The sequence below is a fragment of the Arcobacter iocasae genome, from assembly GCF_042214795.1.
Classification (GTDB): Bacteria; Campylobacterota; Campylobacteria; order Campylobacterales; family Arcobacteraceae; genus Arcobacter; species Arcobacter iocasae.
In genome coordinates this window covers 1,463,032-1,488,208 of record NZ_CP090177.1, presented here as the reverse complement: position 1 = coordinate 1,488,208, position 25,177 = coordinate 1,463,032, and the positions used below count along the sequence as shown (strand labels likewise).

Below are 25,177 nucleotides of genomic sequence, written 5' to 3'. Positions count from 1 at the left end.
CAAATATAAAGATAAAAACTTATAAAATGTACTTTTTTCATTTGCTGTTAAATCTATAACCTACTCCTCTTATATTTGTAATCATATTTTCTTCTAGAATTTTTCTAAGATTTTTTATATATGTTCTTATGGTAGAGGCATTTGGGCTCTCTTCATATATCCAAACATTTGAAGACAACTCTTCTACACTTATTATTTTATTTTTATTTCTTATAAAATACATCAAAACTTCTATCTCTTTTTTTGATAAATGAATCTCTTCGTTTTCTTTTATTACAAGTAAATTATTCGTATCTAGAATCATATCATTTGATAAATCTATTTGATTTGAAGAAGAGATATTAAATATTCTTTTTATATTATTAATTCGTAAATCAAGCTCTTTTAATTCAAATGGTTTTTTTATATAATCATCACAGCCACTTTGAAAACCTCTTTCTATATCATCAGTTAAATTAAGAGATGTTAGAAAGATTGCAGGAGTTTTAATATTGTTTTTTCTCAAATCAGAAAGTAAATCAAAACCTCTTATTTCTGGTACATTTACATCTAAAAGTAGTAAGTCAAATTTTTGAGAATATAATAACTCTTCTGCTTCATTACCAGCAAAAGTACTTACAACTTCATGTCCTTTTTCTAATAAATGTTCTTCAATGATTTCATTTAAAATCAAATCATCTTCCATCAAAAGTATTTTCATCTAGTTCCTTTTACAAAAGTAATTGTAGCATAATATATTTTTTTGCATTTTATTTCTCTTATCTATCCTGCACACTTTTTACACATAGTCTTGATAAACTTTTACAAAGAAAGGATATATTATGTTTGGATTTATGAATATGAATATGACACTATTTCATGGCTTTGGAATGCTTATTTTTTGGGCAATTATTGTTTTTTTGATATTTTCAATTTTTAGTAATAAAGATACAAAAAGTGAAAATGATACTCCCCTTGATATCTTAAAGAAAAAGTTTGCAAGAGGTGACATATCAGAAGAAGAGTATAAATCAAGAAAAAAAATACTGGAGGAGAATGAATGAAAAAAACAATATTATCTTTAATATTTATTGCCATATCTGCTTTTCCAAATGGGAATAAAACAATGACTGTTTATAAATCACCTTATTGTGAATGTTGCGAGAATTGGATTAATATTATGAAAACAAAAGGCTTTGATATAAAAGTCTATCAAACAAACAATATGAATGAAATCAAAAAGAAAGCAGGTCTTCAAGCTGGACAAACTTCATGTCACACAGCCTTTGTAGATGGTTATTTTATTGAAGGACATGTTGATTACTCTGCTATTAAAAAAATGTTAGCTGAGAAACCTGATATTTTAGGAATTTCTGCTCCTGGTATGCCATTGGGAAGTCCTGGGATGGAACAAGATAATATTAAACAACACTACAATATTATTTATGCAAAAAAAGATGGTTCTCAAGGAATTTATGAAAAACATTAAAAAAAGTTGTAAATTATATTTACAACTTTTTAATTTTTAATCTCAATGAATTTAAAACAACACTCACAGAAGAAAAACTCATAGCAATACCTGCATACATTGGATTTAACATAAGTCCAAAGATTGGGTATAAAATCCCTGCTGCAAGTGGTATTCCTAATATATTATAAGTAAATGCCCAAAATAGATTTTGTTTCACGATTTTCATCGTCTCAATAGATAGATTAATACTTTTAATAATAGAACTTAGTTCATTATGTACTAAAATAATATCCCCAGCATCTTTAGTGATATCAGAACCAGAGTTTAAAGTAATCCCAATATTTGCTTGTTTTATAGAAGGAGCATCATTTATTCCATCTCCTATAAACATCACTTTTGATTTCTTTTGTAGCTCTTTTATCACTTCATATTTTTCAGTTGGTAAAACTTCACTATAAATCTTTTTGATCCCTAGTTTATCAGCTATCTTTTGAGCTGTGATTTTATTATCACCTGTTAATAAAATAGGCTCTATATTTAGCTGTTTTAAATCATCTATCACTTTAACAGCATCTTCTTTTAATTTATCTTCTAAAGAAAAAGAACCTATAGTTTTTTTATTTATAGCTACATAAATTAACCCATTTGATTTCTCTAACTCTTCTAAATAGAACTCTTCATGGCTTTTGTCTATTTGAACACTGTTTTCATCTAATAACTTTTTATTACCTAAAACTATCTCATCACCATCAAAAGAGGCCTTTATACCTTTTCCAGGGATAATATCTATATCTTTTATCTCTTTGTTTATATCATACTTTTTATCTTTGATAAAACTCACTATTGCTTTTGAAATAGGATGTTCACTATAGTTTTCAATTGAACCTATTAATTCAAAATACTTTTCATCAATATTTGTTTTTGAAACAGTTATTTCACCTTTAGTTAAGGTACCTGTTTTATCAAATACTGCATATTTTATCTCTTTTATCTCTTCTAGTATTTCTGGATTTTTAATCAAAATCCCCTCTTTTGCACCACGACTAACAGAACTTACTATTGCAATTGGCGTTGCTAGTCCTAAAGCACAAGGGCATGAGATAATCAAAACACTAATTGAGGCTATTATTGCTTTTTGGAAATCTCCAAATACAAAACCCCAAACTAAAAATGCTAAAATAGAGATAAAAATAACAGAAGGTACAAAGATATTTGCTACTTTATCTGCAAATCTACTAATTGGTATTTGTTTACTTTGTGCAGTTTTTAGAAGTGTAATTATCTTAGATAGTGTTGTATCAGAGGATTCTTTGCTAACTTCTATTTTTATAGTTCCATTGCTATTTAAAGTTCCAGATAATACCTCATCACCAAGTTTTTTAAAAACAGGCATTGATTCACCTGTTATCATTGAAGTATCAATATCGGCATTTCCTTCGATGATAATACCATCTGTTGGTATTTTCTCTCCACTTTTTACAAGTACTATATCTTTTGGTTTTAAACTACTTGCTAGCACAGTTTTTATATTTTTGTTTTCATCTATCAAATTAGCATTTACAGGGGCTAAATTCATAAGTTTTTTTAAAAAATCACTCGCTTTTAGTTTTGAGTTTTCTTCTAAGTATCTTCCTAAAAGTACAAAGGTAATAATTACAGAGGCCCCATCAAAATATAGAAATCTTAAATTCTCAGGGAATAAGTGTGGAAAAAAGACTACAACAGTTGAATAAAAGTATGCAGCACTAGTTCCTAGAGCAACTAAAACATTCATATCATAGTTTCTATTTATAACTGACTTTATTCCAAGTTTATAAAATCGTAGTCCACAATAGAACTGAACAATTGAAGCTATTAAAAATACTAAATATTTTGTCATTTGTTCATTAAATATATTCAGAAACATTAGACAAAACATAATAAGAGTTAAAGTAATAGAAGTGAAAAATATCTTTCTTAGTCTTTTAAAAGAGAGTAATTGCTCTTCTTCTAGAGCTTTTAGATCTTCTTCTGGCTTATAACCTAATTTTTGTATATCACTAGTTAGTTTTTCTTTTGAATAAAGGGAATCATCAATAATAAACTCCCCTTCACTTGAAGCAAAGCTTACATTAGCAGAGATTACTCCCTTTTTTTTGTTTAAAAATTTTTCTATTCCACCTGAGCAGTTAACACAAGTCATACCTGATATATTTAAATTAATTTTTTCTTTTGCCATAATTTAGCCTTTAATCTAATATATCAAATCCTAAGTCTTTCATCTCTTCTTTAAAATTATTCTCTTGTTCATCAGAAGTTATCTCTACTGTTACTTCTTTTGGAGTTTTTGTTAAATCAACATCTATTGGTCCAAAATCATCTTCTAAAGATACTTTTATTAGGTTTTCACATTTTGCACAATTTATTTTGTCTGATTTATATGTTTTTTTCATTTTATATCCTTTTTGTTATATTTTAACATCAAAGTATGGAAACAGTGTGTAGTAGATATTTAACAAAGAGTATCTTACTCTTTGTTAAAGTTTTTCTCGCATGCTATTTTAATTCTTTCACAAACAACCTCAACACCAAGTACACCCATAATATCGTATACTGATGGAGCTTGAGTAGAACCAGTTAGCGCCAATCTTATTGGTTGAAAAAGTTGTGGGAATTTTAATTCAAACTCTTCAATAAATGGTTTTGTAACTCCTTCATAATCAATGCTAATATTTAAATTATCCGCATTTTCTTCAAGTAATTTTACATAATTATCTAAAATTTTTAAAATAGTTTCATCTTTGATAAACTTTTTAACACCCTTTGCTTCATACTCACTTGGTGCATCTAAGATAGCTCCAATTGCATTTTTTAATTCAACTAAAGTTTGGGCTCTCTCTTTTGTCAAGTCTAAGATTATCTCTTTTTTATCATGTCCACTAATATGGCAATCAAAAAATTCTAACTCTTTTGCTAATCTTTCATTTGATAAATTCTTTATATAGTGTGAATTTAGCCATAAAAGTTTCTCTTCATTAAATGCAGAAGCAGACTTATTAATATGCGTTGGATCAAACAGTTCTAGCATCTCTTCCATTGAAAAGATCTCTTGATCTTTATTTGACCATCCAAGTCTTACTAAAAAGTTTAAAAGTGCTTCTGGAAGAAAACCATCTCTTTTGTATTGCATTACATCCATAGCACCATCTCTTTTAGATAGTTTTTTACCTGATGGATTATTTATCATAGGGATATGGTAAAACTTTGGTGGTTTCCATCCTAATGCTTCATAGATAACTATTTGTTTTGGTGTATTACTTAAGTGGTCATCACCTCTAATTACATCAGTCATTCCCATTAGTGCATCATCAATTGCAACAACAAAATTATATGTAGGAACTCCATTACTTCTTGCAATAACGAAATCATCAACTTCATTACTGCTAAAATTCATAATAGATCTAACTCCATCAATGAAAGTAATAATTCCATCTTTTGGTGCTTTTATTCTAACAACTGGCTCTATGCCTTCAGGAATAGGAGGTAAAACTTTTCCATCTTCTGGTCGCCAAGTTCCATCATATCTAGGAGTTTGTTTATTTGCCATTTGAGTTTCTCGTAAAGTTTCTAATTCTTCTTTACTCATATAACAAAGGTATGCCTTACCTTCATCTAATAGTTGATCTATATATTTTTTGTAAATATCATTTCTTTTTGATTGGTATTCTACTGTTCCATCATAATCTAAACCAACCCATTCAAAAGCTTCCATAATAGCACTTAAGGCATCTTCATTATTTCTTGCTGTATCTGTATCTTCAATTCTTAGTCTAAATTCACCTTTATTTCTTCTTGCCCATAAATAGCTATATAAAGCTGTTCTTAATCCACCAATATGTAAATATCCTGTTGGACTTGGGGCAAATCTTGTAACTGTCATTAATCTATTCCTTACTTATTTAAAATTTTTTAAAAAAAATATTCCTGATGCGATAACAAATACTGCCAAAAATATAACCATTGCATAATCAGCTACTCTCATTTGAGTCCTTTTCTTTGAGTTGTCCACATGCAGCTGAGATATCTAAGCCTTTTGATTCTCGTATTGTGCAAAGCAAACCTTTACTTATTAAGTAGTTTTGGAATTCTACCATTTTTTTGCTTTCTGGTCTTTGATATGTAGTACCTGGATATGGATTAAAGTATATAAGATTTACTTTGGCTTTTATTCCATCAAGTAGTGATAAAAGTTTCTTAGCACTTGCTATGTCATCATTTTTATCTTTTATAACAAGATATTCAAACATCACTTTTTTTCTTGCATCTACTGGGAACTTTTTAACAGCATCAATAATTGATTTTATATTGTAAGCTTTATTCATAGGAATTAATTCACTTCTTAGTTCATCATCAACTGCATGCAATGAAATTGCAAGTTGTATTCCTAGATTTTCATTTCCTAGTTTCTCTATTTTTGAAGAGATTCCTGAAGTAGAAACTGTTTGTCTTCTTCTATTTATATATAGACCTTCTTCTTCTGAGAACACTTTTACAGAATGGACAAAATTTTTATAATTGTCTAATGGTTCACCCATCCCCATGAAAACTATATTTAGTGATTTGTTTTCATCAATATTATTATCTCTTTTCATATTTACAATTTGAGCTACTATCTCACCAACTGTAAGATTTCTAACAAATCCACCTTTTGCTGTTAAACAAAAAGTACAGCCAACTTTACAGCCAACTTGAGTAGATATACAAACTGTATGCTTTTCACCTTTTTCAACAACACCATCATCACCAATTTGTTTTTCACGCATTAGTAAAAATACTGTTTCTACAGTATGTCCATCATGAAGTTTAAAAAGATATTTTATACTTCCATCACTACTTTTCTCTTTTTTTATAATTTTTAATATATCAATTGCATAGTTTTCTTTTAAATCTTCTTTTAAGTCATTTGGTATGTTTTTCATCTCATCATAAGATGTAGCATATTTTTTATATATCCAATTATAAACCTGTTTTGCTCTAAATGATGGTTTAAGTTTCTCTTTTAATTCATCTAAAGTAAAGTCATATATTGATTGCAAATTTTTCCTTTTTTGTAATGTTTCACATGAAACATGAAACATTTTTTATTTAATTATATTTTTCTCTAATAAATACTTCGTGATTGTTTCCATTGCTTTTTGGTGATTTTGTTTAAAATCTTCATGGGCATTTTTATTTGTATAGTTTGTCACAGCAAATATCCCTGCAACTGGTATTTCAAACTCACGAGCAACTTTTACAGCAGAGAAGAACTCCATGTTTTCAATTCCTATTCCATATTCATTATACTTTTTCGCTATTTCTTCATTTGTAGTAATATAGTTTGAACTATTTACTATAGTGTCATTTCTAGTCATCTTGTTTTCTGACTCTAATACATTATCAAGTGGAGTATAAGAGTTGTTTTCCAAAAAAGACAATTCTAAATTTGCAGCACGCTTTGATTCGATAATATCTAAAATATTATGATTACCATAACTACCTGCTGTTCCTATAAATAAAATAAATTCTGGCTTATTAAACAGACATCTTCTAGTAAGATTTATAGCCATATCAACTAGCCCTATTCCCATAGGTTCTGCGAATTTGAAACTTTCGATGTTTCCAGCACAAATAATCATTTACACTCCAATTTGTAATTTGTAATTATAGAAAGCTTTTGATGAGAGACTTCAGGTACAGGTACATCTTCTTTTTTCAAAGAGGAGCTAAGTTTCATTGAAGTCATTTGAGCTCTATAAGTATGCATAATGTTATTTTCTAAACTTATTGTTTTTATATTACACTCTTTGTGTAAATCATTTGAAAGTACTTTTGCATAATTTTCTACCCAATTAATTGCTTCAAGTCTTACTAAGTCTAAAATTACATTATAACTGTCATCTTTAACTCTCCATGAAAGATTATTTAAAGTTACAGAAGTATCTCGATTTTCTTTCATATTAGTTATCATAGAGATAAATTCTCCCATAGAAAAAGCATCATCTGTTTCTATTTTATAACTAAGTTCCCCACTATATCCATATATTCTTGGTGTATTACTAGACTTTTGATATAGAGGTCTTACATTAAATGTTCCTAGTTGTTTTTCAACTTTGTTATAAGCTTTTATCTCTTTGTTAAAAACTTCTAATCTTTCTATTACATTTTTTTCTTTTTCATCTTCAATTATTACAGAAATATCGGCACTTAAAACATTTGGAATTAAGTCTTTTGTAAACTCTTTACTAAAATCAACTTCAAAGGCATAAAGGAAAAATGGTAAAAATAAAAATAAAAATTTTCTCATATTAAATCCTTACAGGTATATTATTATCTCTTAAATAGTGTTTTAAATCCATTATATCTATCTCTTTAAAGTGGAAGATAGAAGCAGCTAATGCTGCACTTGCACCATGTTCAAAGGCTTCTTTCATATGCTCCATAGTTCCAGCACCACCACTTGCAATAACTGGAATATCAACTATACTTGAAATTTGTTGTGTAATATTTAATTCAAATCCAGTTTTAGCACCATCTGTGTCCATAGAAGTTAGAAGTATTTCTCCTGCTCCTCTATTGTAAACCTCTTTTGCCCAAGCAAGTGCATCAAGGCCTGTATCTTCTCTACCACCTTTTACAAAAACATGGTAAGAGCCATCAGAGACTTTTTTAACATCAATTGCCACAACTATACATTGACTACCAAATCTTTTAGAACTTTCATCTATAAACCCTGGATTTACAACTGCACTTGAATTTACAGAAACTTTATCGCAACCTACATTTAAAAGTTTATAAATATCATCTAAAGTTCTTATCCCACCACCTACAGTTAGGGGAATAAATACCTTTTTTGCCACATCTTTTACTATATGAACTATTGTATCTCTATTTTCATGACTAGCTGTTATATCTAAAAAAGTAATCTCATCTGCACCTTCATTGTTATATCGTTTTGCAACTTCTACTGGGTCACCTGCATCTTTTAATCCTACGAAATTAACACCTTTTACAACTCTTCCATCTTTTACATCTAAACATGGAATTATTCTCTTTGCAAAATTGCTCACTTTTTGTCCTTATTCATTATTAAGTTTTTATCTTATCTAAATGTAAGTTAAGTTCATATATAATCTTTGCTCTTATGGAAAAAATAAAAGCTAAAAAGAAATTTGGTCAAAACTTTTTAAAAGATGACACAGTCTTATCAATGATCATCCAATCGATGCCCAACAACAATAATCATATTGTAGAAATTGGGCCTGGATTAGGTGATTTGACAAAAAATTTAGTCAAATGCAAAGATGTAACGGCCTATGAAGTTGATACAGATCTATTTGCTATACTAAAAACTAAATTTGCTATCCCGATAGATAATGGTTCTCTAACACTCATCCACGCTGATGTTTTAGAGTCATGGACAAAGCAAAAAAGTTTACATAATAGTAAATATGATCTTATCGCTAATTTACCGTATTATATTGCGACAAATATAATACTAAGAGCATTTGAAGATGAATCTTGTGAACACATTATTGTAATGGTTCAAAAAGAGGTAGCTGAAAAATTTTCTGCCAGTGAAGGAAACAAAGAGTTTTCTGCATTGGGTGTGATATCAAAACTTTGCTCAGTAGAGTCAAAGATTTTATTTGATGTTCCACCGGAATCTTTTGATCCACCTCCTAAAGTTACATCTTCTATTCTTTATATAAAAAAGGATATGTCAAAAACAATGGATAAGAACTTTAATAGTTTTCTAAAGGCGTGTTTTCAACAGCCAAGAAAAAAACTATCTAAAAATATCTCATCTATTGTTCCTAAAGAGACTATTTCTTCTTTATTTGAAGAGCTTGAAATAAGTGATAATATTCGACCTCATGAGCTTAGTGCATCTTTGTATAGCCAAATATATACAAAGGCAATAATAGATGGAAGAAAACAAAACAGTACAGAATGATAATCAAGTTGTAGAAAAGAGTGCTCCAGAAGCAAATAACAATACTACTACAAAACAAGAAACTACAGGACCTAGCCCTAAAAAGCCAAAACCAAAAAGACCAGTTAATAAAAGAAAAAAAACAGTTGTTCCTAAAATGGAAGATAAATCAGGTGAAGGTTGGATAACAGACCTTAGAAAAGCTCATGTTATCAATGAAAGAATTCATAAAGAAAGATTAAATCCACACAATAAGTTAAACCTTTCTTCTACTCAAAAAGTTAGAATCACTCCACTTGGTGGATTAGGTGAAATTGGTGGAAACATGATGGTAATTGAAACTGAAAAGAGTGCAATTATCGTTGATGTTGGTATGAGTTTCCCTGATGAAGATATGCATGGAGTTGATATTTTAATTCCTGATTTCACTTATATAAGAGAAATCAAAGATAAAATTGCAGCTGTTATTATTACTCATGGTCACGAAGATCATATTGGTGCAATGCCTTATTTATTTAAAGAGATGCAGTTTCCTATTTATGGAACATCATTACCACTAGAAATGATTGGTTCAAAATTTGATGAACATAAAATGAGACAACATAGAAGTTATTTCCATGCAATTCAAAAAAGAACTCCTATAAAAATTGGTGATTTTGAAATTGAATGGATGCATATTACTCACTCTATTATTGATGCTTCTTCATTAGCAATTACTACTGATGCTGGAACAATTATCCATACGGGTGACTTTAAAATTGACCATACTCCAATTGATGGTTTTCCTTCAGATTTACATAGATTTGCACATTATGGTGAAAAAGGTGTTTTATTATTATTATCTGATTCAACTAATTCACATACTGCTGGTTTTACAAAATCTGAATCAACAGTTGGACCTACTTTTGACATACTATTTACAAAAGCAAAAGGTAGAGTTATTATGTCTACTTTCTCTTCAAATACACATAGAGTTGCACAAGCAATTGAACATGGATTAAAACATGGTAGAAAAGTATGTGTTATTGGAAGATCTATGGAGAAAAACTTAGAGTTAGCAATGGCATTAGGATATATTAAATTCCCAAGAGATCAATTTATTGAGCCACACGAAGTACATAAATATGATGATAACCAAGTTTTAATTGTAACAACTGGTTCTCAAGGTGAATCTATGAGTGCTCTTTATAGAATGTCAATTCATGAGCATAGACATATTAAAATCAAGCCAGGTGATCAAATTATTCTTTCTGCAAAAGCAATTCCAGGAAATGAAGCTAGTGTTTCTCAAATCATTAATCATTTACTAAAAGCTGGTGCTGAAGTTGCATATCAAAACTTCTCAGAAATTCATGTTTCTGGACATGCTGCACAAGAAGAACAAAAACTTATGTTAAGACTTGTTAAACCTAAATTCTTTATGCCAATTCATGGTGAATATAACCATGCAGTTAAGCATCAACAAACAGGTATTTCATGTGGTGTATTAGAGAGAAATACTTATATTATGAGTGATGGTGAGCAAATTGAAGTTACTCCTAAATATCTTAAAAAAGTTAAAACAGTAAAAAGTGGTAAAACTTATATAGATAATCAACTTAACAATAAAATTGCAGATGATATTATTCTTGATAGACAAACAATGGCAAACGAAGGTGTTGTTATGATTGTTGCACAAATTAATGAAAATGATAGAAAACTTTCAGATAAAACTAGAGTTACATCATTTGGTTTAGTTCCAGATAATCAAGATAGATTCTTTGCAAAAGAGATTGAAGACTTATTAGAAACTTTCTTTGCAAATGCAAAAGAAGGTATGTTTAAAAATACTAAATATTTAGAAGATGAGATTAGAAAAGTTGTAAGAAAACATTGTGTAAGAAAGTTTAAAAAATACCCTATGATTGTTCCTACTATTTTTGTTTACTAAGGATATAAAATGAATTATAACGAGATTGCAAAAGAGGTTTTACTAACTGAAGCGAAGGAGTTAGAAAGAGCCTCTAGGGATAATTCTTTTGATATGAATGCTGCAGTTGAACTTGTTTATAATACAAAAGGTAAACTAATCGTTACAGGCGTTGGAAAGTCTGGATTGGTTGGTACAAAAATAGCTGCTACCCTTGCAAGTACAGGAACTAGTTCTTTTTTCTTACATCCTACAGAAGCCATGCATGGTGATTTAGGAATGATAGGAAAAGATGATACTGTTTTAGCTATTTCATATTCTGGGGAGAGTGAAGAGTTAATTCAAATTCTTCCTCACCTAAAAAGATTTGATATACCAATGATTGCAATGGCAAAAAATCCAAACTCTACTTTAGCAAAATATGCGGACATCTTTTTTGATATAAATGTTACAAAAGAGGCTTGTCCATTAGATACAGCTCCAACTTCTTCTACAACTTTAACAATGGCTATGGGTGATGCATTAGCTGTTTGTTTGATGAAAAAAAGAAATTTTAAAAAAAGTGATTTTGCTTCTTTTCATCCAGGTGGAAGTTTAGGAAAAAAACTATTTATTAAAGTTTCTGATTTAATTAGAAGAGAAGAATTACCAATTGTTTCACGTGGAACTCTTTTAAAAGATGCTATTATAAAAATGAGTGAAGGTAGACTTGGAAATGTTATAATTACTGATAAGGATAAAGTCATTGGTGTATTAAGTGATGGAGATTTAAGAAGGGCTTTAATGAATGATAATTTTTCATTAGAGTGCAAAGTAGAAGAAATTGCAACTATGAATCCGAGAGTTTTAAACAATAAAGATTTATTAGCTAGTGATGCATTGAAAATTATAGAAGATTATAAGATACAACTTTTAGTTGTTGTTGATGATAGTAATAAACTTGTTGGTGTATTACATATTCATGATTTAATAGAAGCAGGAATAAAGTAGGTACCATGAAAAATCAACCAGAAACAAAAGAAGATAATACAAGATTAAACAAATTTATATCACATAATAGTAAATACTCAAGAAGAGAAGCCGATGCAATTATTGCAGAAGGTAGAGTAAAAGTTAATAAAAAAACAATTACTGACTTGTCTACAAAAGTATTAGATACTGATATTGTTGCGATAGATAATAAACCTATCAAATTTGAGAAAAATAAGATGTATACTGTTTTAGTTTATAACAAACCAAAAGGTGAACTTGTAACTAAAAATGATCCACAAGGTAGAAGAATAATCTTTGATACTCTAGGAGCTAAATATAAGCACTTTTTGCCAATAGGTAGACTTGACTATGCAAGTGAGGGAGTTTTGCTTCTCACGGACAGCGTAGACGTTGCAAATGGTCTTATGCATTCTGACTTACAAAGAGTATACAAAATAAAAGTAAGTGGTCCAATAAACAAACAAGTTGAAGATGCTATGTTACATGGCCTTGAACTTGAAGATGCAACTAAAGGTGCTTGGAAAGATAGCAAAGTAAAATCTATGAGTTTTGCACCTTTCTTAGGATATAAAATTGATTCAGTTAAAGATACTTTTTCTAAATTAAAAGTTGCAATAACTGAAGGTAAGAATAGAGAATTAAGAAGATTCTTTGCTCACTTTGGACTTGATGTAATGGATTTAAAAAGAGTTGAGTATGGTGGAATTAGTTTAAATAATTTGCCTACTGGAAAAAGTAGATATCTAACAAGAGAAGAGTACAAAAACTTAAAAGATTATCTGCATACAAAAGATAATGACTAATCTAAGTTCTATTCTTCGTCCAAATTCTCTTCAAGACTTTGTAGGACAGAACCATATAATATCAAAAAACAAAGTCTTATATAAACTAATCATAAAAGGTGAGATTCCTCACCTTTTTTTTTATGGTAAACCTGGAACTGGAAAAACTACACTAGCAAAAATTATTGCAAAAACTATCAACACAGATTACTTTTATTTTAATGCTACATCACTAAAAATTGAAGACTTAAGAAAAGTATTTAATAAGTATGAAAATAGTCTAATAAAACCAATTGTATTTATAGATGAAGTACATAGATTATCAAAAAACCAACAAGAAGTTTTACTTCCAATTATGGAAAACTATCAAGCAATAATTATAGGTGCTAGTACAGAAAATCCTTTTTTTACTTTAACAAATGCAATAAGATCTAGAAGTTTTTTATTTGAATTTCTACCTCACTCAAGAGAAGATTTAACAAGAATATTAGAAGTTGCGCAAGTAAAACTAGGTACAAAACTTAGTACAGAAACAAAAGAGTATTTAATAAATAGTTCATCAGGTGATGCAAGAGCTATGCTAAATCTTCTTGAATTTGCTTTTAAAGTTGATGCAAATGTTTCATGTGAAACATTAAAAGAGTTAAGACAAAATGTAATAGGAGATGGAGTATCTTCTTCAAATACACATTATGATTTAGCAAGTGCCATGATTAAATCTATTCGAGGTTCTGATATTGATGCAGCACTTTATTATCTTTCACGACTAATAGAGGGTGGAGAGAGTGTAGAGTTTATTACTAGAAGATTAGTAATACTTGCAAGTGAAGATATAGGAAATGCAAATCCAAATGCACTAAATCTTGCTGTTAGTACTATGCTTGCAACTTCAAAGATTGGTTATCCTGAGAGTAGAATTATATTATCTCAATGTGTTATTTATTTAGCTTCATCCCCAAAATCAAATTCAGCATATGAAGCAATAAATAAAGGAATAAGTGAAGTTAAAAATGGTAAAATCTTAGATATACCAAAAAATATAGACTCTTTTCATAAAGACTATTTATATCCACATAACTTTGGTGGGTATGTTGAACAAAAGTATTTAAGTGAATCTTTAAATCTATATAACTCTAAAGGTATAGGTTTTGAAAAAACACTTGATGATTGGATAAAAAAAATAAAGGATAAGTAGTTGGAATATTATAGTTGGATATTAGCGTTTCATGTTATATCAGTTTTGTCTTGGATGGCAATGTTGTTTTATCTACCTCGACTTTTTGTTTACCATGTGGAAAATAGTGATAAGAAAGATTTCGTAGATGTAGTAAAGATTCAAGAATATAAGATATATAAATATATTGGTATGCCTGCAATGTGGCTGACTATAATAAGTGGTGCAGCAATGATATATTTAGCACCAGAACTTTTTAAATCAGGGGCTTGGTTACATGCAAAATTAACTGTTGTATTTTTGCTTATTTTGTACTCATTTTCTTTAGAGTATTTTAGAAAACAATTGGAAGAAAACAAGTGTAAAAGAAGTGGTAAATTTTTTAGAGCTTACAATGAAATACCAACTTTATTAGCAATACTTATTGTTACTTATGTTATTGTAAAAGTTGTTTCAATTACTTTTACATTATCAATGGTACTTTTATTTACATTCATAATTTATATGATAATGAAACCAAAGAGAGTAAAAAATGCATAACGATAATTTTGATAAATACTATGTGCTTGATACAAATATATTATTAGAAGATGCCAATAATATATTTAAACTATCTGATGATAATAAAAATCTTATTATCCTTCCTGAAACTGTTTTAGATGAAATTGATGCAAAAAAAAGTGGTTTTGAAGAGATAAACTTTCAAGCTAGAGAGTTTGCAAGAATCTTAGAAAACTCAACTATTCTTTTTACAAAAAGTGAAGATGACTTCAAAATTGTAAGACTGAGAATAGATAATGAATACCCTATTTCTATTGATGTAATATCAAAACTTGAATACCAATTTGTTACAAAAACAACAGCGCCTAATATTGCAAATGATAGAAGAATATTAGAAATAGCAAAATTTACTACAAAATTTTATGATAAAAATTCAACATTTTTATCAATGGATATTATGGCAAGAACAAGAGCAATATCTTTAGATATAAAAGCTGAATCATTAATTGGCTCAAATAAAGATGAATTTATTCATGAATTTATAAAAACTATCCAAATAAGATTTGAAGATTTAGAGCATATTGAAAATAGAGATATCAAAGAGTTAGATAGTGAATATAAAGTTTCAAATTTCTCTTATTGCTTTAAAGTTAAAGGCTCAGACCAAGTTGTACTTGCATCAATTCAAAATGAAAAGATAAGAGTATTAAATGAAGATGAAGTAAGAAATCAAATAATTGCTCCACTAAATAAAGAACAACTATTTTTCTCAAATGCAATCATTCAACACTACTTTAATGTATTAATTATAGAAGCTAAAGCTGGTTCTGGAAAAACACTTTTAGCATTAAGTGGAGCATTAAAATTAGTCAAAAATAAAGAATACCAAAGAATCATATATATAAGAAATTCAATTGAGTCATTAGACAAAGGTGAAGATGTTGGATACTTACCAGGACTTGAAGAAAAGTTCAAAATATATAATCATCCACTAATGGATAGTATTGATCATATAGTTCGTTCTGAGTACAAAAAAAGAAGAGCATCTAAGAGTAAAGAAGAACAAGAAATAGATGAGCAAGAACTAAAAACTAGAGTTGATCAAATGATACAAAACTATTTTATAGAAACTATGTGGGTAGGAGAAATGAGAGGAAGAACATTATCAAACGCATTTGTAATAATTGATGAAGCACAAAATATGTCAAATAAAACAATGCAAATGGTTCTTTCAAGAATAGACAATACTTGCAAAGTAGTAATACTAGGGAGTAATAAACAAATAGATAACTTCTATGTAAACAAATATACAAACTCACTAACTACACTTTTAAAATCTACAAAAACAGAATCTTCATTAGTCAATATATTTGCAATTGAACTACAAAAAGTTCTAAGAGGTCCTATTACTGAATGGGCTGAGAACATATTTTCTACTAAAAATAAATAATCATAATTTTAGTTTAATTTTGATACCTTTACACATTATAATATGTAAAGGTATACAAAATGAAAGTTGTAATTTTAGATAGATCTACTTTAGGTTCAGATATGGACCTAAGCACTTTAAATCAATTTGGGGAACTCGTTTGCTACGATTACACAAATGATGACGAAACAATCGCACGATTAAAAGATTGTGATATTGTAATTACGAACAAAGTTCTCATTACTAAAGAAGTTATTGACGCCACTGAGCTAAAACTAATTTGCATAAGTGCAACTGGTATGAATAATGTCGATGTGGAATATGCTAAGCATAAAGGTATAGAAGTAAAAAATGTAGCTGGGTATTCAACTTCTAGTGTTGCCCAATTAACAATATCTTTTGTTCTGCATTTTATACAAAAAATGAATTACTACTCTACTTATGTAAAAGAAGGAAATTGGCAAAAGTCAAAAATTTTTACTCATATAGATAATCCCTTCATAGAACTTGATGGAAAGACATGGGGAGTTATTGGATTAGGAAATATCGGTGAAAAAGTTGCACAAATTGCCAGTGCATTTGGCTGTAATATAAAATATTACTCTACTTCAGGTATGAATTATAATGCGAACTATGATGCAACTAATCTTACAACATTAATATCAGAATCAGACATTATATCTATTCACTCACCATTAAATGAAAAAACAAAAGATTTATTAAACTATGAAAATATGAAATTATTGAAAAATGATGCAATAGTTATCAATGTTGCTCGTGGTGGAATAATAAATGAATATGACATAGTACGAATATTAAAAGAAAAGAATATCTATTTTGGATTAGATACTGTTACAACTGAACCAATAGAAGAAGATTCTCCTCTTAATGATGTTCTTGAAAATGATAATGTAATTATTACTCCACATATTGCTTGGTCATCTATAGAATCAAGAAAAAAACTAATAGAGGGTATTTACAATAATATAAAAGGATTTATTGATGAATAAAGATGTTTTAAAATCATTGTTACAATATAAGTCAAATGAGATGATACCCTCAACTCAATTAATAAGAAAAAGTAAACAAGTATTTGATTCTATTCACAATGAAAAAATAGAAAAAGCTGTTATTTTAAGAGATGGGAAACCCTCTTTTATATTAATGGATTTTAAAAAATATGAAAAGATTGTAAATTACTTTTTAAATAATAATATGAGTATAGATAATGAACTAGATTTATTAGAAGAAATTACAACTATAAATAAAGAGCTTAATTTGCCTAAAGAGATAAATCAATCTGAAAATAAACAAAAAGAAGAAAAAAAATCATCTCTATTAGAAAAGCTTGATAGTATTGAAGGAGTAATTAATAATGATAAAACTGATGTTCAAGAGAATCTAAAAGATTTTTGGGAATAACATGTATGATGTAATAATTGTTGGTTCTGGTGGTGCTGGATTAAGTGCAGCATTAAGTGCTAAAGAAAAAACAAATAAAGTACTTGTTGTATCTAAAACCTACCCTACTCACTCACAAACAGTTCAAGCACAAGGTGGAATAAATTGTGTTTTAGACTATGAAAATGATTCAATTACTAATCACATAAATGATACTTACAAATCATCAAAACAATTAGGTAATATTTCTACAATAAAAAAGATGTGCGAAAGTGCCCACGAAACTATTACTTGGCTTGATAAAATAGGAGTTCCATTTTCAAGAGATAATGATGGGAAAATAGCACAAAGATATTTTGGTGGAACAAAGGCAAAAAGAACTTGTTATTCTTCTGATTATACGGGCCTTAAAATTATCCATACTCTATATGATAATTGCATCAAAAATAATATTGAATTTTTAAATGAACATAGTTTAATTGATTTAATAATTAAAGATAATAAATACTTAGGAATAGAAGTCTATGATTTATTACATGGCAAAGTAATAACTTTATGCTCTAAAAGCCTCATAATTGCAACAGGTGGCTATGGAAATGTATATTCCTCACATACAACAAATAGTATCTCAACTACAGGTGATGGGCTTGCAATTGCGTTTAAACATGGAATTAAACTATCAAATTTAGAATTTATACAATTTCATCCTACAGCACTAAAAGGAACTAATACATTAATAAGCGAAAGTGCTAGAGCAGAAGGTGCTTTTTTGATTGATCAGGAAGGGAATAGATTTGTTGATGAATTAAGAACAAGAGATGAAGTTGCAAGAGCTATTCAAACAAAAATAGATGATGGTAAAAATATTTATTTAGATATGCGTCATATAGCTATTAATATAATAAAAGAGAAAATGCCCCAAGAACAAAAACTTATAAAAGATATTATGAAGCTCGATGTTCATAAGGATTTAATTCCTATCGTTCCTGCCGTACACTATACAATGGGTGGTATTTTGACTAATGTTTCATGTGAAACATCAATAAAAGATATCTTTGCCTGTGGAGAAGTAGCACAAAATAATACACATGGCGCAAATAGACTAGGAGGCAATTCCCTATTAGAAATTATAACTTTTGGCAAAATAGCTGGGAGTAATGCTGCGGAAATTTCCTTAAAAAAAGAGACAGAAATTACAGAAAAAAAAGAAAGTAATGCGCTTGACTCTATATTAGAAAAAGAAGTTGGAAAATCTATATATAAAATAAAAAATGAACTAAGTGAAGCAATGTTTAATTATGCAGGATTGTATAGAACAGAAAATGAATTAAAAAAGCTTCAACTTTTGATTGAAAAATTAGAAGAAGAATACAAAAATAGTGGAATAGAAGATAAAAGTAAAAAATATAACAAAAATATTCTTGATTACATGGAATTAGGTAATTTATTACTTTTATCAAAACTTGTATGTGAATCTGCTCTAAAAAGAAAAGAATCAAGAGGCTCACATTTTAGAAAAGATTATGAACAAATCAATAAAGAATATCAAAGAATATCAACTCTTCAGTATATTGGGAATAAGAACGAATATAAGCTTGAGGGATCACTATGAATATAACTATAAGTAGATTACAAGATAAAGAAAATTATATAGAACAATATAAAATTAATAAAGAAAATATTACAGCACTTGAAGCCTTGGAATATATAAAAGAAAACATAGATTCTACCTTAACTTACAGAAGTGGTTGCAAAAGTGGGATTTGTGGTTCATGCAGTATTCTTGTAAATGACAGGGAAGTTTTAGCCTGCAAATGCAAATTAAGTGAAGACATCAGTATAAAACCCCTAAAAAACAGCTCTATTATAAAAGATTTAGTTGTAGATTTAAAGCAAACTAAAAAACTTTTGGCTAAAAGTAAAGCTTTTATTGAAAAAGTACAAGAAATTGATATAAATAAAGAAGATGAAAAACTAATAGATATACAAAGTACTTGTATTTTGTGTCAAAATTGCTATAGCTCTTGCCCAGTTTATGAAGTAAATAAGGACTTTCTAGGTCCATTTGCCCTTACAAGGGTGCTCAGATATGTAAATGACAAGAAAGAAGCTAATAAAACTGGAAAACTTGATGCAATTCAAGCAAATGGAATCTGGGACTGTACTTTATGTGGAAATTGTACTATTGCTTGCCCACAATTTATAGATTCAAAAACAGATATTATGAATCTTAGAATGAAATCAATTCAAAATGGATATTCAGATCCAACAATTCAAAGTAATGATTTCTTAAATGAGTTCAATAATTATAATGATTTTGATACAGGATTTAATCCAAATTCTTTTTAATTATTTATCCAAAGATTTTTTCAAGACATCTCTAAAATGAAAATAAGGATCATCTTTCAACTTATTTGCCATTACAATTTTATCTTGTAGTTCTTTATTATTTTCATAATACATAGCAATAGATTCTTCTAAAATTTTACTTTTAGTTTTACCACTGTTTATACTTAATTCTGTCAAATAATCATTAGTTTTACCATCAATTGACATTCCTATCTTTACACGACCGATTTTCTGAATTGGTCTACCAACTTTTCTTTTTTCCATAATTTAAGCCCTAAATAATAGTATCTAAACAATTATATCTAGATATATCTAAATATAACTAGACATAATTAAAAAAAGAGAATTTTACATCTTATTTTAATAAAAAATGTAAAATTCTAGTGATTACTTTTGTGTATATAAATTAAGCTTATTAAGAAGAAAAGATTCAACTATTTCATCAATACTTTTTTCGTTATTTGAGATGAGAACTTTAATTTTATCATTAACAAAAGGCCAAATATATTCTTTATCATTTAATACAATAACATAATCAATCCATTCAATTACATCTTCAGCTCTATCAAAAAAATCGCATGAAATTATTTGTCCGTCATTTAGAATTACATAAGCCCATGAGTTATTTTCTTCAATACTTGAAAGAATACATTCATGTCTATTATTAGAATCAGTAGGAATAAGTAGTGTCATTTATAACCCTTTTAAATAAGATAATTTTTGTTGAACCAGTAAGAAAAAATATACAAGGACCAAAAATGTTGTTTGAATTTATTTTTTTTAGCAAGATTATAAATCATAATAACATAATCATCGTTGAATAAATTTGTTTCACGATTAACATTTAAAATAGTTTTTAATAAATCTTCACCATGACTATTAAAAATCCATTCATTATATGGAGAGTTAAAACCTTTTTTAGTTCTGTTGATAATTTTTTCTGGAATATATTTACTAGCAATCTTTTTTAATAAATATTTATTTGTATCTCCAGTTTTTAATATAGTGTCAACACTAAACAGATAATCAACTAATCTATAATCCAAAAATGGAGTTCTAACCTCAATAGAGTTTGCCATTGAAATTCTATCAACTTTAGAAAGTAATGATTGTCCTAACCAAATTTTCAAATCAATATAACTCATCCAATCAACAGGATCTTTTTTTGCTTTTTCTTGTTTGAAAGTAGGAAGACGCTTAAATAAACGCTTTTTTTGTATAGTAGTATATATCTCACCAAAAGAGTTATAAATATTTTCATCGGTAACCACTCTTCGTAAATATTCACTCTCTTTAGTATTATTTTGCAAAGCAGAAATGATATCTTTTAAAAAGCCATCTTGATCGTTTGATAAAGATTCTTTGAACTTATAATATTTTAGAAACTTAGCATAGTTATCATATCCTAAAAAAAGTTCATCACTACCCTCACCGCTTAAAACAACTTTTATTCCTTTTTTATTAATTAATTTAGTAAGACAATATAAAGGAAAAGCAGCACTATCAGCATGTGGTTCTTCTAATGCATCAATAACTTCATCAAATACATCAATAAAATCATTTCTAGATACCTCTAAGGGATGATGTATAGAATTAATATCTTTAGATACTAAAGAAGCATAATGAAGCTCAGAATAGCTTTTATAATCACTATATCCAACAGAGAAAGTGTGAATACGCTTACTTGTTATATTTGTGTACAGAGCAGAGATAAGTGAACTATCTATTCCACCACTTAATAAGCTCCCTACTTCCACATCGCCTACAAGTCTAGATTCAACACTATTAAATAAAAGCTCTTCAATATCATTTAAAGCTTGTTTTTCATCAACAACTTTTTTGTAAGTATTGATTTTATAATATTTTTTGATAAATAACTCATTATTAGACACAATCATATAAGAAGAGGCTTCTAATTTATTAATATCATTATAAAAAGTTAAATCATTTAAAGAAACAAAATATTGTAAATACTGAGACAAAGCGACCTTGTTTAATTTTGGAGTAAAACCCAATATTTTTATTATAGATTTAATAGAAGAAGAAAAGATAAATTTATTCTCTTTGAAGTAATAAAAAAACGGTTTTTTCCCATATCTATCTCTGGCACAAAAATACTTCTCCTGCTTTAAATCAAAAATCACAAAAGAAAACATACCATTTAATTTATTTAAAAAATCAATACCATACTTTTGATATAACCTAATAATCACTTCAGTATCAGAGGATGTTTTACAAATAAGATTTTCAACTTTTATTAACTCTTTGTAATTATAAATTTCACCATTAAAAACAATCAAAATATCATCAAATATCATAGGCTGATTGGCTTCATCATCAACATCAATAATAGACAATCTTGTATGACCAAATTGGTAATTCTTATGATTGAAAACCATAGAATAATCTGGCCCTCTATTATTCATAATAGCTAAGGCTGAGTCAAAATTATTTGAAATAAAATTAGAACCTAATATTCCACACATATTATAATCCGAAGAAATAATTGATTAAAAGAATATAAGCATAAGTTAAAATCACAAATATAAGAGAACTAACTAGAACTGAAAAAGTTGCATCAATTGGCTTACATTTATATAAAGATGCAAGATTTACATTATTCACAGCAAGGGGAACAAATAGTTCCATAAATATAATCGCACTAACCATAGCTGGTAAATCAAATAAAAAGATAACACAAAGACCAACAGAAGGTAAAATAAAATGTTTAAATAAAGATATATTAAGTGCCAAATGCCAATTCGCTGATTTAATTTTTACATCAGACATAAATATTCCAAATATAACTAACTGCATAACAATTGCAGTATATGCACCCATAGTAAAAAACTTCTCAAAATCTGCATTAATATGTAAATCATAATAATTAAATAGTATGGCAATAAAAGTAACATGAATTGCAGGCATTTTAAAAATTGCTTTTAAAGAAGATTTTATATTAAATTTTTCACCTGTAAAAAAATAAACAGAAAATATATACATATAAAATACATTGACAATATTGATAATAGAAGTATAAGGAACACTTTGTAAACCAAAAATAGCTATTCCTAATGGAATACCTAAATTACCAGTATTTCCTACTAGAGATGAGGCTAAAAAAACAGATTTATCCTGAACATCTTTTTTAAAAAATCTCAAAGAATACAGATATAAAATAATTAAAACAATCAAAAGAGATGTACCCGTTACTACAGGAGTAAGAAGGAATTCTTTACTTATAGGAGCTCTAGTTAAACCCCAAAATACAAGTAAAGGTTGAAGAAAATATAAATTTAATAATACTAATGTTCTCTCATTTACTTCACCTTTAAAAGATTTTTTAAAAACAAAGCCAATTAAAATAAATAAGTAAATAGTAGCAACTGAGATTAAAGCTTGAATGAAATGTTCCTCATGATAATTTCTGAAATATTATCATAAGGTACATTAATTAAGAAAATTTAGAAATTAAAGCATCATACCTTTTATCATAAAAAAGATAGTAGCAGATACAAATGCAGCAGCAGGAACAGTAATTATCCAAGCTGCAATAATTTTTTTAATTGCATCTCTTTTAACATATTTTATTCGTTTTGCTGATTTAAACTCTTTTTTCTCTATTTTAACTCTTTCATCTTTTTCATCAATCAAATTATATAATTCAACAATTCTTTTATAATCAACTTTTGACTTAGAGTCTTTAGCCGCAAGTTGACCTAACTCTAATTGATATTTATCTAATAGATTCTTGTCTTTTTTAAATTTACTTCTAATTTCTTTTAAAAATTTCTCTTCAGAAGAGTCTAACCACTCTCTTAAAAAACCAACACCAAAAACTCCTCCAACTGCGATATGAGTAGAAGAGACTGGAAGACCAAGTTGAGAAGCAATAATAACAGTAATAGCTGCTGCCATTGCAATAGAAAAAGCCCTTACTTGATCAAGTTCAGTAATTTCTGAACCAACTGTTTTAATAAGTCTAGGCCCATAAAGTGCTAAACCAATAGCAATACCAAAAGCACCAACAGCCATAACCCATAAAGGAATACCAACTTTTGGCGAAATTGTAGCATTCATTACCGCATCATTAATAGCAGCCAATGGTCCAATTGCATTTGCAACATCATTTGCACCATGGGCAAAAGATAACAAAGCAGCAGCAAAAATCAAAGGGATATTAAACAGACTATTTACACTTATTCTATCATCTGATAATTTTGATGATTTTTTTGCAATCATTGGTTTAACAAGAACAAATACAACAATTGAAATAATAAGACCAAGAATTAAAGCAGTAATAAAATCAACTTTTACAAGATGTTTTAAACCTTTTAAAATAATATATGTAGAAAAAGCCCATGTCATAAATGCAATCAAGATAGGTACAAACTTCTTAGCTGAAGTTAGTTTTTCATCTTTAAACATGATATTTTTTTTAATAAAATATAAAAACAATGCAGCAATAACACCACCTAATATCGGTGAGATAACCCAAGAGGCGGCAATCTTGCCCATTGTTTCCCATGAAACAATGTCAAAACCAGCAGCAGCAATACCTGCACCCATAACTCCACCAACGATTGAATGAGTAGTAGAAACAGGAGCACCAATAGATGTTGCAAAATTAAGCCACAAGGCAGCAGATAAAAGAGCAGCTGTCATAGCCCAAACAAAAATTTGTGGATTTGAAATTAAATCTGGATTGATAATTCCTTTTTTAATCGTGTTAACAACATCTCCCCCAGCAACCAAAGCTCCCAGAGCTTCAAATATGGCTGCAATAATAATAGCCCACATAAGTGTCATAGCTTTAGCACCTACTGCTGGACCAACATTATTAGCTACATCATTTGCACCAATATTCATTGCCATATAAGCCCCAAATACAGCACCAATAATCAAAAAGCTGTTATTTGGTAGTTCTTCATGTGAAGAGTAACTCCACAAAAATACAATAACTATAAACAATAATGCAAGAGAAAGTTTTGCAAAACTTGGAAGAGACTTGTCTCTTGCTTCATCCATTCTTTTTATGGTATTAAAATCCAAATATATCCTTTTGTAACCATTTTGTAATTTTCAGTAGCTAGAATATTACCCACTCTCTAGTTACATAAAACTTAAACTAAACTTAAATTTTTATACCTTTTAGTATTAACTTATTATTAAACTATATAAATTGTTCTAAAATAAATCTATATTAATAAATTGTTAATAAAGAATTTAGTTAAG

At 28.4% G+C, this 25,177-nt stretch carries 26 protein-coding genes; 13 read left to right on the top strand and 13 right to left on the bottom strand.

Going from position 1 to position 25,177, the window contains the following annotated elements; translation table 11 throughout:
* Window positions 1–37: 37 nt before the first annotated feature.
* Window positions 38–700 carry a response regulator transcription factor gene (locus tag LXN10_RS07450; protein WP_375725228.1) on the bottom strand — a complete coding sequence of 221 codons (663 nt, stop codon included), beginning with the start codon at window positions 698–700 and terminating at the stop codon, window positions 38–40.
* Window positions 701–821: 121 nt separating this feature from the next.
* On the opposite strand from LXN10_RS07450, the gene LXN10_RS07445 reads away from it, so the two are divergent.
* Both LXN10_RS07445 and LXN10_RS07440 read left to right on the top strand, forming a co-directional pair.
* Window positions 822–1,043 carry an SHOCT domain-containing protein gene (locus LXN10_RS07445; protein WP_375725227.1) on the top strand — a complete coding sequence of 74 codons (222 nt, stop codon included), beginning with the start codon at window positions 822–824 and terminating at the stop codon, window positions 1,041–1,043.
* Window positions 1,040–1,468 carry a DUF411 domain-containing protein gene (locus tag LXN10_RS07440; RefSeq protein WP_375725226.1) on the top strand — a complete coding sequence of 143 codons (429 nt, stop codon included), beginning with the start codon at window positions 1,040–1,042 and terminating at the stop codon, window positions 1,466–1,468. The genes LXN10_RS07445 and LXN10_RS07440 overlap by 4 nt, the downstream gene beginning before the upstream one ends.
* Window positions 1,469–1,487: 19 nt before the next feature.
* Here LXN10_RS07440 and LXN10_RS07435 read toward each other — a convergent pair whose 3' ends face one another.
* From LXN10_RS07435 to hisF, 7 genes are all read right to left on the bottom strand, one after another.
* Window positions 1,488–3,668, bottom strand: coding sequence for a heavy metal translocating P-type ATPase (locus LXN10_RS07435; protein ID WP_375725225.1), 2,181 nt, complete (start codon window positions 3,666–3,668; stop codon window positions 1,488–1,490).
* A gap of 10 nt (window positions 3,669–3,678) precedes the next feature.
* Window positions 3,679–3,882, bottom strand: a complete 204-nt coding sequence (locus tag LXN10_RS07430; RefSeq protein WP_375725224.1) for a heavy metal transport/detoxification protein — start codon at window positions 3,880–3,882, stop codon at window positions 3,679–3,681.
* A gap of 74 nt (window positions 3,883–3,956) precedes the next feature.
* Window positions 3,957–5,369, bottom strand: a complete 1,413-nt coding sequence (gltX, locus tag LXN10_RS07425; RefSeq protein ID WP_375725223.1) for a glutamate--tRNA ligase — start codon at window positions 5,367–5,369, stop codon at window positions 3,957–3,959.
* A gap of 88 nt (window positions 5,370–5,457) precedes the next feature.
* Entirely contained in the window at window positions 5,458–6,567 is a 1,110-nt protein-coding gene (gene rlmN, locus LXN10_RS07420; RefSeq protein WP_375725222.1) for a 23S rRNA (adenine(2503)-C(2))-methyltransferase RlmN, read from the bottom strand.
* A gap of 3 nt (window positions 6,568–6,570) precedes the next feature.
* Window positions 6,571–7,107: a purine-nucleoside phosphorylase gene (locus LXN10_RS07415; protein WP_375725221.1), complete on the bottom strand. Its 537-nt coding sequence runs from the start codon at window positions 7,105–7,107 to the stop codon at window positions 6,571–6,573.
* Window positions 7,104–7,775, bottom strand: coding sequence for an SIMPL domain-containing protein (locus LXN10_RS07410; protein WP_375725220.1), 672 nt, complete (start codon window positions 7,773–7,775; stop codon window positions 7,104–7,106). Before LXN10_RS07410 ends, LXN10_RS07415 begins: the two co-directional genes overlap by 4 nt.
* Window position 7,776: 1 nt before the next feature.
* On the bottom strand, window positions 7,777–8,538 hold the full coding sequence (gene hisF / locus LXN10_RS07405) for an imidazole glycerol phosphate synthase subunit HisF (RefSeq protein WP_375725219.1): 762 nt from the start codon (window positions 8,536–8,538) through the stop codon (window positions 7,777–7,779).
* A gap of 74 nt (window positions 8,539–8,612) precedes the next feature.
* Between hisF and rsmA the strand changes: the two genes are divergently transcribed.
* Genes rsmA through LXN10_RS07350 form a run of 11 tightly spaced genes read left to right on the top strand, consistent with a single transcriptional unit; the run spans window position 8,613 to window position 19,942 of the window.
* On the top strand, window positions 8,613–9,425 hold the full coding sequence (rsmA, locus tag LXN10_RS07400; protein ID WP_375725218.1) for a 16S rRNA (adenine(1518)-N(6)/adenine(1519)-N(6))-dimethyltransferase RsmA: 813 nt from the start codon (window positions 8,613–8,615) through the stop codon (window positions 9,423–9,425).
* Window positions 9,397–11,334 (top strand): ribonuclease J, encoded by a 1,938-nt coding sequence (locus LXN10_RS07395; protein WP_375725217.1) that lies wholly within the window; start codon window positions 9,397–9,399, stop codon window positions 11,332–11,334. The genes rsmA and LXN10_RS07395 overlap by 29 nt, the downstream gene beginning before the upstream one ends.
* Before the next feature lie 9 nt (window positions 11,335–11,343).
* Window positions 11,344–12,303, top strand: a complete 960-nt coding sequence (locus LXN10_RS07390; protein ID WP_375725216.1) for a KpsF/GutQ family sugar-phosphate isomerase — start codon at window positions 11,344–11,346, stop codon at window positions 12,301–12,303.
* A gap of 5 nt (window positions 12,304–12,308) precedes the next feature.
* Entirely contained in the window at window positions 12,309–13,109 is an 801-nt protein-coding gene (locus LXN10_RS07385) for a pseudouridine synthase (protein WP_375725215.1), read from the top strand.
* On the top strand, window positions 13,102–14,283 hold the full coding sequence (locus LXN10_RS07380; RefSeq protein ID WP_375725214.1) for a replication-associated recombination protein A: 1,182 nt from the start codon (window positions 13,102–13,104) through the stop codon (window positions 14,281–14,283). Before LXN10_RS07385 ends, LXN10_RS07380 begins: the two co-directional genes overlap by 8 nt.
* Complete coding sequence (gene hemJ / locus LXN10_RS07375; protein WP_375725213.1) at window positions 14,284–14,802, top strand: protoporphyrinogen oxidase HemJ; 519 nt, start codon at window positions 14,284–14,286, stop codon at window positions 14,800–14,802.
* Window positions 14,795–16,213 (top strand): PhoH family protein, encoded by a 1,419-nt coding sequence (locus LXN10_RS07370; RefSeq protein ID WP_375725212.1) that lies wholly within the window; start codon window positions 14,795–14,797, stop codon window positions 16,211–16,213. Before hemJ ends, LXN10_RS07370 begins: the two co-directional genes overlap by 8 nt.
* A 59-nt stretch (window positions 16,214–16,272) precedes the next feature.
* Window positions 16,273–17,202 (top strand): D-2-hydroxyacid dehydrogenase, encoded by a 930-nt coding sequence (locus LXN10_RS07365; protein WP_375725211.1) that lies wholly within the window; start codon window positions 16,273–16,275, stop codon window positions 17,200–17,202.
* Window positions 17,195–17,614, top strand: coding sequence for a hypothetical protein (locus tag LXN10_RS07360; RefSeq protein ID WP_375725210.1), 420 nt, complete (start codon window positions 17,195–17,197; stop codon window positions 17,612–17,614). Before LXN10_RS07365 ends, LXN10_RS07360 begins: the two co-directional genes overlap by 8 nt.
* Before the next feature lies 1 nt (window position 17,615).
* Window positions 17,616–19,205, top strand: coding sequence for an FAD-dependent oxidoreductase (locus tag LXN10_RS07355; protein ID WP_375725209.1), 1,590 nt, complete (start codon window positions 17,616–17,618; stop codon window positions 19,203–19,205).
* Complete coding sequence (locus LXN10_RS07350; protein WP_375725208.1) at window positions 19,202–19,942, top strand: succinate dehydrogenase/fumarate reductase iron-sulfur subunit; 741 nt, start codon at window positions 19,202–19,204, stop codon at window positions 19,940–19,942. The genes LXN10_RS07355 and LXN10_RS07350 overlap by 4 nt, the downstream gene beginning before the upstream one ends.
* Here the strand turns inward: LXN10_RS07350 and LXN10_RS07345 are convergent, their stop codons facing one another.
* The 5 genes from LXN10_RS07345 to LXN10_RS07325 all read right to left on the bottom strand — a co-directional run bounded on the left by LXN10_RS07345 (window position 19,943) and on the right by LXN10_RS07325 (window position 24,970).
* On the bottom strand, window positions 19,943–20,206 hold the full coding sequence (locus LXN10_RS07345) for a hypothetical protein (RefSeq protein WP_375725207.1): 264 nt from the start codon (window positions 20,204–20,206) through the stop codon (window positions 19,943–19,945).
* A 123-nt stretch (window positions 20,207–20,329) separates the two neighbouring features.
* Window positions 20,330–20,635: a hypothetical protein gene (locus tag LXN10_RS07340; protein ID WP_375725206.1), complete on the bottom strand. Its 306-nt coding sequence runs from the start codon at window positions 20,633–20,635 to the stop codon at window positions 20,330–20,332.
* Window positions 20,636–20,646: 11 nt separating this feature from the next.
* Window positions 20,647–22,428, bottom strand: coding sequence for an asparagine synthase (glutamine-hydrolyzing) (asnB, locus tag LXN10_RS07335; protein WP_375725205.1), 1,782 nt, complete (start codon window positions 22,426–22,428; stop codon window positions 20,647–20,649).
* Between the two features lies 1 nt (window position 22,429).
* Window positions 22,430–23,302 carry an AEC family transporter gene (locus LXN10_RS07330; protein ID WP_375725334.1) on the bottom strand — a complete coding sequence of 291 codons (873 nt, stop codon included), beginning with the start codon at window positions 23,300–23,302 and terminating at the stop codon, window positions 22,430–22,432.
* Window positions 23,303–23,413: 111 nt separating this feature from the next.
* Window positions 23,414–24,970, bottom strand: coding sequence for an inorganic phosphate transporter (locus LXN10_RS07325; RefSeq protein ID WP_375725333.1), 1,557 nt, complete (start codon window positions 24,968–24,970; stop codon window positions 23,414–23,416).
* Window positions 24,971–25,177 lie beyond the last annotated feature (207 nt).

What these genes read in the sequence shown, in the direction of transcription:
- LXN10_RS07450 (WP_375725228.1), bottom strand. Translation starts at nt 700, where the DNA reads ATGAAAATACTTTTGATGGAAGATGATTTGATTTTAAATGAAATCATT.
- LXN10_RS07445 (WP_375725227.1), top strand. Translation starts at nt 822, where the DNA reads ATGTTTGGATTTATGAATATGAATATGACACTATTTCATGGCTTTGGA.
- LXN10_RS07440 (WP_375725226.1), top strand. Translation starts at nt 1,040, where the DNA reads ATGAAAAAAACAATATTATCTTTAATATTTATTGCCATATCTGCTTTT.
- LXN10_RS07435 (WP_375725225.1), bottom strand. Translation starts at nt 3,668, where the DNA reads ATGGCAAAAGAAAAAATTAATTTAAATATATCAGGTATGACTTGTGTT.
- LXN10_RS07430 (WP_375725224.1), bottom strand. Translation starts at nt 3,882, where the DNA reads ATGAAAAAAACATATAAATCAGACAAAATAAATTGTGCAAAATGTGAA.
- gltX (WP_375725223.1), bottom strand. Translation starts at nt 5,369, where the DNA reads ATGACAGTTACAAGATTTGCCCCAAGTCCAACAGGATATTTACATATT.
- rlmN (WP_375725222.1), bottom strand. Translation starts at nt 6,567, where the DNA reads ATGTTTCATGTTTCATGTGAAACATTACAAAAAAGGAAAAATTTGCAA.
- LXN10_RS07415 (WP_375725221.1), bottom strand. Translation starts at nt 7,107, where the DNA reads ATGATTATTTGTGCTGGAAACATCGAAAGTTTCAAATTCGCAGAACCT.
- LXN10_RS07410 (WP_375725220.1), bottom strand. Translation starts at nt 7,775, where the DNA reads ATGAGAAAATTTTTATTTTTATTTTTACCATTTTTCCTTTATGCCTTT.
- rsmA (WP_375725218.1), top strand. Translation starts at nt 8,613, where the DNA reads ATGGAAAAAATAAAAGCTAAAAAGAAATTTGGTCAAAACTTTTTAAAA.
- LXN10_RS07395 (WP_375725217.1), top strand. Translation starts at nt 9,397, where the DNA reads ATGGAAGAAAACAAAACAGTACAGAATGATAATCAAGTTGTAGAAAAG.
- LXN10_RS07390 (WP_375725216.1), top strand. Translation starts at nt 11,344, where the DNA reads ATGAATTATAACGAGATTGCAAAAGAGGTTTTACTAACTGAAGCGAAG.
- LXN10_RS07385 (WP_375725215.1), top strand. Translation starts at nt 12,309, where the DNA reads ATGAAAAATCAACCAGAAACAAAAGAAGATAATACAAGATTAAACAAA.
- LXN10_RS07380 (WP_375725214.1), top strand. Translation starts at nt 13,102, where the DNA reads ATGACTAATCTAAGTTCTATTCTTCGTCCAAATTCTCTTCAAGACTTT.
- LXN10_RS07370 (WP_375725212.1), top strand. Translation starts at nt 14,795, where the DNA reads ATGCATAACGATAATTTTGATAAATACTATGTGCTTGATACAAATATA.
- LXN10_RS07365 (WP_375725211.1), top strand. Translation starts at nt 16,273, where the DNA reads ATGAAAGTTGTAATTTTAGATAGATCTACTTTAGGTTCAGATATGGAC.
- LXN10_RS07360 (WP_375725210.1), top strand. Translation starts at nt 17,195, where the DNA reads ATGAATAAAGATGTTTTAAAATCATTGTTACAATATAAGTCAAATGAG.
- LXN10_RS07355 (WP_375725209.1), top strand. Translation starts at nt 17,616, where the DNA reads ATGTATGATGTAATAATTGTTGGTTCTGGTGGTGCTGGATTAAGTGCA.
- LXN10_RS07350 (WP_375725208.1), top strand. Translation starts at nt 19,202, where the DNA reads ATGAATATAACTATAAGTAGATTACAAGATAAAGAAAATTATATAGAA.
- LXN10_RS07345 (WP_375725207.1), bottom strand. Translation starts at nt 20,206, where the DNA reads ATGGAAAAAAGAAAAGTTGGTAGACCAATTCAGAAAATCGGTCGTGTA.
- LXN10_RS07340 (WP_375725206.1), bottom strand. Translation starts at nt 20,635, where the DNA reads ATGACACTACTTATTCCTACTGATTCTAATAATAGACATGAATGTATT.
- asnB (WP_375725205.1), bottom strand. Translation starts at nt 22,428, where the DNA reads ATGTGTGGAATATTAGGTTCTAATTTTATTTCAAATAATTTTGACTCA.
- LXN10_RS07325 (WP_375725333.1), bottom strand. Translation starts at nt 24,970, where the DNA reads ATGGATGAAGCAAGAGACAAGTCTCTTCCAAGTTTTGCAAAACTTTCT.